The 645-nt window shown below is 58.8% G+C and carries 1 protein-coding gene; it reads left to right on the forward strand.

Translation table 11 applies throughout. From position 1 onward, the window contains the following. Positions 1–442 precede the first annotated feature (442 nt). Positions 443–645, forward strand: a 203-nt coding sequence (locus ACF8GF_RS05345) for a thiamine pyrophosphate-binding protein (protein ID WP_249226214.1), incomplete at its 3' end; no start/stop codon positions are given.

A 645-nucleotide genomic window follows, 5' to 3' on the forward strand; every position in this document is an offset into this window, starting at 1 on the left:
CCCTATCTGCGCATGCAGGTAGGGGTTTTGTCTTTATGGGCAAAAAACTGGACCTGCTCGAGAGCGGAGATGGCACCGGCTTCGCTGGTGTTCGCGGGTAAACCCGCTCCTACAGCGGCCTGTGTCCACCCCCCGATGTGTGTTTACCACCTATCTGTGTAGGAGCGGGTTTACCCGCGAATACGGTGGCGGCGGCAACGGTGAACGGCAGGTGGAAATTGGCCAGCAGGTCCGGCCCCTTCGCGGGTAAACCCGCTCCTACAGAGGATGGTGCGAAGCCAGGTTAGAATGGCCTCAACGCGGCATTAACGTGACTTTCCCGCACCCCCCCTACGTCAAGACTCTGGTTCGGGGCACTTTTGCTCCTGGACCTGGCGATGCCAGCGTACCGTGCTGCGCATTTCTGGACTTCCCCGTCCCATCACTTGAGGTAGCAAGCAAGATGGCCAAGGCCGCCGATGTCGTTGTGCAATGCCTGGAAAATGAAGGTGTCGAGTATGTATTCGGCATTCCCGGTGAGGAAAACCTCGACCTGCTCGAATCCCTGCGCAAGTCGAAGATCAAGCTGGTACTGACCCGTCATGAGCAGTCTGCAGGTTTCATGGCTGCCACCTACGGTCGCTTGACCGGCAAGACCGGCGTCAG

Origin of the sequence: Pseudomonas sp. yb_5 (assembly GCF_043103865.1) — a bacterium.
In the GTDB taxonomy this organism is placed as follows: Bacteria; Pseudomonadota; Gammaproteobacteria; order Pseudomonadales; family Pseudomonadaceae; genus Aquipseudomonas; species Aquipseudomonas putida_Y.